This window comes from Mycoplasmopsis felis ATCC 23391 (assembly GCF_000701865.1).
Taxonomy (GTDB): Bacteria; Bacillota_I; Bacilli_A; order Mycoplasmatales; family Metamycoplasmataceae; genus Mycoplasmopsis; species Mycoplasmopsis felis.
This window is the reverse complement of record NZ_JNKA01000033.1, coordinates 1-6131: the sequence shown is the minus strand read 5'-3', so window position 1 is coordinate 6131 and position 6131 is coordinate 1. Positions and strand designations below refer to the sequence as shown.

At 26.8% G+C, this 6131-nt stretch carries 4 protein-coding genes and 1 tRNA gene; 4 read left to right on the top strand and 1 reads right to left on the bottom strand.

The window, feature by feature from the left end; all coding sequences use genetic code 4:
- Positions 1-6: 6 nt before the first annotated feature.
- The 4 genes from T405_RS04165 to T405_RS03370 all read left to right on the top strand — a co-directional run bounded on the left by T405_RS04165 (position 7) and on the right by T405_RS03370 (position 5802).
- Positions 7-147 (top strand): restriction endonuclease subunit S domain-containing protein, encoded by a 141-nt coding sequence (locus T405_RS04165; RefSeq protein WP_416389219.1) that lies wholly within the window; start codon positions 7-9, stop codon positions 145-147.
- A 396-nt stretch (positions 148-543) separates the two neighbouring features.
- Positions 544-3081, top strand: a complete 2538-nt coding sequence (mip, locus tag T405_RS03380; protein WP_051619562.1) for an Ig-specific serine endopeptidase MIP — start codon at positions 544-546, stop codon at positions 3079-3081.
- Positions 3082-3088: 7 nt separating this feature from the next.
- Entirely contained in the window at positions 3089-5407 is a 2319-nt protein-coding gene (locus tag T405_RS03375; RefSeq protein ID WP_051619561.1) for a putative immunoglobulin-blocking virulence protein, read from the top strand.
- A 319-nt stretch (positions 5408-5726) separates the two neighbouring features.
- Positions 5727-5802: transfer RNA gene (locus tag T405_RS03370), tRNA-Thr, on the top strand.
- Positions 5803-5830: 28 nt separating this feature from the next.
- On the opposite strand, the gene T405_RS03365 is transcribed toward T405_RS03370, so the two are convergent.
- Positions 5831-6130, bottom strand: a complete 300-nt coding sequence (locus T405_RS03365; protein WP_036431245.1) for a thioredoxin family protein — start codon at positions 6128-6130, stop codon at positions 5831-5833.
- Position 6131 lies beyond the last annotated feature (1 nt).

The following is a 6131-nucleotide window of genomic DNA, read 5'->3' as shown; positions in this document are numbered from 1 at the left end:
CTAAATATTCTATTACCGAATATTTCCGAACAACAAAAAATCGGAGATTTTTTTAGTAATATTGATACCCTAATCAATCTTTACAATTCCAAACTAAACAAACTCAAACAAATTAAAGAAGCTTTATTGCAAAAAATGTTTGTATAATCTAATTGATTTAAATAATTAACCATTTAAATTTCATAATTCTTATAATAAAATTTATAAAAGATTATATTAATTAATAATTTAATTAATAACAAATAAAATATATTTTAAGTATATTTATGTTTATTAAATTCTTCTGCAAAACCACAAAAAAGAACTTATTAAAAAACTAAAAAAACACTTAATTAAAATTCATATAAGTGTTTTTTTTTTTTTTTTGAAGAACTTTATTTAAATTTTCTAACTTATAAAAATATCTTAAATATAGTAATAAAAGTTAATTTTTAAGTATTTTTTAATACTTTTATTGTCTTTTTCCTACTTATTGTTATATACCTTTATAATAGTATAATTTAGAGGTAAATTAGGTTATTGTAACCAAAAGGAGAATTTAAAATGAAAAAATATCAAAAAATTAAATTTTTACTTACAGGTTTAACAGTGATGTCACCATTACTAATAGCAGCAAGTTGCAATGATAAACAACCTTCTAAACCAGGGAGCGAAACACCTCAAAACCCAACACCTCCAGAAAGTTCTAAACCATTAGACAAACAAGGAAGTGAAAATCCAATTCCACCTGCTAATGGAAATGGAAGTACAAATGGAACAGATACAACTGTTACTATTAATTACTTTAATGATAATGAAACAAAAGAATTTATAAAAAATAAAGATTTCAATACTCTTTTTGACTATTCAACAAGATACCCTTTTAATTCAAAAACAGCACAAGAATATCTAGATAATATTGATGAATATTTAACTATAACTGCAAAAGAACCAAGATTAAAGTTTAGAGTTTTAAATCATTCTGAAAACAATAATGAAATAACATTATTTATGAATTTTAATGATAATGATGATATAAATCAATTTTTTACATTAAGAGGTTTTAAAGTAGATAATACACCTAAACTACAAAACCCAAATTCAAGGCCTAGTGCAAATGAAGAAGTTAATTATTTTAATTCAAGTAATTTAGAAAAATATGAAAAAGATATTAAAGCATTATTATCAAGCATTAAATCACAACAATATGCAAGGTCAACAAATATTAATTTAACTAAAAAACAAGAATTTAATGAAAAAGCAAAAAAATTAGGGCTTCCTGATTATGATACAATGAATGATTTAGGTTGAACAGTACCTGAATACGATACAACCGGAAATAGCTTAGTCGGATTAAATATTAAAAAAACAAGTAACAGTACATTAAATTCATGAGTTGATTGATATGGAAAAGATCAATATAAAAATGTGGGATTAGCAAGAACATTAACAAATGAACATTATGTTAATATTGCTCATCAAACATTTCAAACTTCATTCAATAGATGATTGTACTCAGATAATGAATCAGAAAGAAATACAATTGCTCAATTGTTAAAAAATGACGAAGATTTAAAATTATTAGCAAATAAAATAACAGATGAACAGAAAAAACAAGAAATATTAGGAAAAATAAAATCTGATAGTTCTCATGGTGTTCTAGAAAGATATAGAATGCAAATATGAGAAGAACTTGTTAAACAAAATAATAACGACCACGAAAAAGCAGCTGTTATTTATACAGAGTATGTTAAAAATCAACGTGAAAAATTAAAACAACGCGTTAATGCAAACAATACATTAAGTGAAATTACAAAACAAACTGTTTTAAGACAAATTGATAAAGCAGAAAACTTTACTAATTTAGAAAATTCAAGTAGAAATCAAGTAAATGGAAATGGAACAAGTTTTATATTAGATTATGAATTAGCAGAAAATGGTAAATACCCAACAAAATTCTATTTTGCTACTAATTATCACGTTGTAGATGGTTTTGATGAAAATAATATATCTGGTTTTGGATTAACAAGATTGGATAAACAATACCCATCATTGTTTAGTACACTAAAAGTAAACTTTTTAGAAGATAAAATAAATACTTTTTCATTACCTAAAAAAGCATTCAAGAGAATTATGGATGGAAGAGATTTCTTTAATTGAGATCCAAATAGTTTTTCTACAGATAAAAGCAATACAACAAAAGAATTCTTAGATATTGCAATATTTGAAGTAGACTTTTCAAAATTAAGTGGTTCTAATGAACTATATGGTAAAAGTACACCAGAAGAATTTGCTCAATATGTAACAAATGATTATGCTAATTTACCAGAAAATAAAAAGTTATCACTTCCTACATATGATTATTTAAGTTCACATGATAAAATAGATGTTCCAATTATTAAAAATCAAAAGGATAAAAAACCATTTGAAGAATATGATCAGTTATATGGTGTTTCATATCCTGCAACAAGTTCAAATGGATTTTTAGATTTTTACTTAGATCAATATGAGGATGCATATGCCCTTAAGAATGCAAAAAACACATTCTCATTATGAACAAATGCAGATTATAACCTTTATAAATCAGCAATTCCTCAAGACCAAGAAAAAAGAAAAAGATTAGAGAGAGGAAATCATCTTTCTCATTCAGTAATATTAAGAACATTTAAAGAAAAACATGGAGTTTATGATAGATTTTTAAGTGCTCCTGTTGTTGGTAAAACATATGTATCAAATGATGATGGGAAACCATATTACCAAAGTGGATTGGCATACTTGTATAAAGGATATGCTCCAGGTGGTGGTGCATCTGGGTCATCTGTTAGAAATCAAAGAAATGAATTAGTTGGTCTTGTAACAACAGCATACTTACAACAAGTATTAACTTCAGGTCTTGCTATTAGAAGTCAAGGATTTGATTTTGAAAACTTATTTAATGGTTATAACTTACCTCAATATGATGTTGTTTATGGTGGTGGAAAAGACCAAGCAAAATCATTTAGAGAAACAATTAAGTCTTTATATCCAAACAAAAGAACATGACTATTTAAAGAAGGTTTAGATACTATTCCTGAAAAATACCAATTTACAGCAAATAAATAGGAGAAATATGAAAAGACATAGTAAATATATATTAGGTTCACTAGCAATTATACCTTTAGGTTCTGTTTTTGTTGGTATAACAACTCATTTATCAAGTGATACACCTAAAGGAACAGATTTTAATGTTAAAGAAATTTCACCTTTATTAATTAATAATGATAGAGTAGATACAAGTAATTCCAATATTGCATCAACTGATTTTAATTTACCAGTTAAACCAGAACCTCCTAAAGTAATTGAAAAACCTAATCCACCTGCCAAAATCATTAACCCTCCAAATATTCTTCCTGATAAACCAGAACCACCTAAGGTAATTGAAAAACCAGAACCACCAAAAATAGTTGAACCAAAACCAACACCATTACCAACTCCAAAACCACCAGAAAAAAAAGAATCTGACATTGTTTCAAAACCAATTGATACAGCTGTTGGTAAAATAGACGTAGTATATCAAGAACAACCGCCTAGAGTAATACATCAAAGTGATAGAGAAGCAGGAATAACTAATAGAATTGATTATATTGCTCAACTAACACCAAATGTTATTTCTGTAACACCATCAGCAGAAAATATAACAAACTCTATAAACAATGGTAAAACAGCACTTAATAAATTTCAAAATACTTTCTTTGGTAAAAGTGGAGTAGTTACACAATTTTACAATCAACATTATCAAGTTGCTGGACATGATGAATTACAGGATTATTTAGATAGAAGTCCTAGTGATTTAAATATTATTTTAAAATTATTTGATAAATATAGAGCATTAATTGAAGCAGGTAATGCAAAACAATTTATGCTTGATGAATTTCAAAATAAATATGAAGAATGATTTAATAAACCAGAAACTTTTGAATATATACCTCCAGTTAGAGGATACGGAAAAGAATATTTAAAAGTAGGTCATTTATGAATTGCTATGCATATTGACCCAAATAAATTTACAGATTTATCAGATACATTAAAACGTGATTTAGATAAAGGTTTTTATATCGATTCTGATAATGATAATATTTATGTAGATAAAGACGGAAAATTAAACTCATATTCAGTATCACCAATATTTAATTCAGTAGTAACTGAAATAAAAAGAAATAACTTAGAAAAACGTGTATTCGGAAGCGATTCACAATGAAATAGACCTAGTGGAAACATAGAAAAAGGTGAATATCCAGGTTGAAATAAAACTGATGTAACAAATGAGTTTTCTTCTGAATACAATGTTGGTTCTGCAGATGGAATCAAGGTTGAAAAATTAACTAAACAACCTAATAACCCAAGTAAGACAAAAGATGGATATTTAGTTTCAATTGACGTTTCTAATCTAAGTGGATATCAAAAATCAATTGACTTTATTAAGAAATTACAAGCAAACAATAAAGAAATTACAGGTTATAGAATTAAAAACATTGGTCGTTCTGGAGCAAGTCAAGAATTAAAAGATGTACTTGCAGCATTACCTCAAAAATTACCATTACTTGAATTATTCTTTGAAAGTTTTAACACCGGCTCATTAATTGCCTTAGAAGAAAAAGAAATTGATGAATTAGGTCTTTATACTTCACAAAACTCACTAGTTGAACAATGAAGTATTAATCCATGAGCTTTAAAGAAAACTGCTTATGTTAATATGGCCGATTACAACGTTTCAGGTAGTTATAGTCCATATGATAGAATTTATTCACGTATAACATTTGACAGTTTAGGATTTGAAGCAACTGATTGAATTTCTGAAACAGATATGACTAGAATTAACTTAGGTTTAAGAATGGCATATTATGTAAGAAATAACGAGCGTATTTTCCAAGGTGGATTCGGACCGGGTCTAAATCCGGATCACAATGAAGGTGGAAACAGTTATCCAATTGGAATAGACTTAACAAGAGTACCTCAAGCAAAAGGTCTCAAAAACATGGAATTCTGAGATTCTAAAAAAGGTAAGGGTGTTAACTTACGTAAGTTAAAACGTATTGCTTTATACAATGAATCAAGCACTTGAGAAACAGATACAGATAACTTAAATAAAGCTCAATTTGCATATATTCTAGATAAAGGGTTCGGAACACCAAGAAGTAAAATAGTATTTTCAAATGGAAATAATACAAAGAATATTAAAATTTCTCCAAGAATTCCAGGACACAAATTAGATGGTGATGGAATAGCAAACCTTTCAACATTAATAGCATATTCAAATGGTGCTTTCACTAAAGAAACTACAAATATTTATGTTCCTAGTGGTGAAAATAACTTATATGAACAACTAAAAAGTTTAGGTTATAAAGTTCAATACCAAGATAAAAACAGTGAACCAGTAGAATTAGCATAATTCCTAATTTCAAATATTAAAAAACATATACTAAATAAGTTAAACATCTAACTATAGTATATGTTTTTTAATATTACTTATTTTTAATAAAGTTCAAATATAGAATTTAAAGACAATTATTTTTTATCATCTTCTATAACTGTGCTATTATCTATTAAATCCTTCTTACTGAATTCACTCTTCTTGATATTATTATGTGAAATTTGTGAAGCATTAAAAATATGAAAAAAGATAGTTTTAAAAATTATTTTTATATATAGCCAAATCACTTTCATTAATTTAATTATATTAAAATATTTATGATATAATTAAATTAATTGCCGTCATAGCTCAGCAGGCAGAGCACTTCCATGGTAAGGAAGGGGTCGCTGGTTCAAGTCCAGTTGTCGGCACCATATAAAAAATAATCACTTTCTAAAGTGATTATTTTAATATTTCTTGTACATCTTGTTTAAGAACTTCATATGGTTTAAAACCAGTAAATTGTTTCACAAGTTTTCCATTATTATAAACTTTTGAAAAAGGTATTGATTGTACTCCCGCTTCACCTGCAAATTCCTTATGAGCATCAATATCTACTCTTAAAACATCAAGTCCATCTTTAGATGCAATTTCTTCTAATGAAGATTTATACATTCTACATGGTCCACATCATTGTGCATAAAAAACTAATAATTTTGGTTTTCCAGTTTGAATTTCTTGCAATACTTGTTCTTTATTTAAT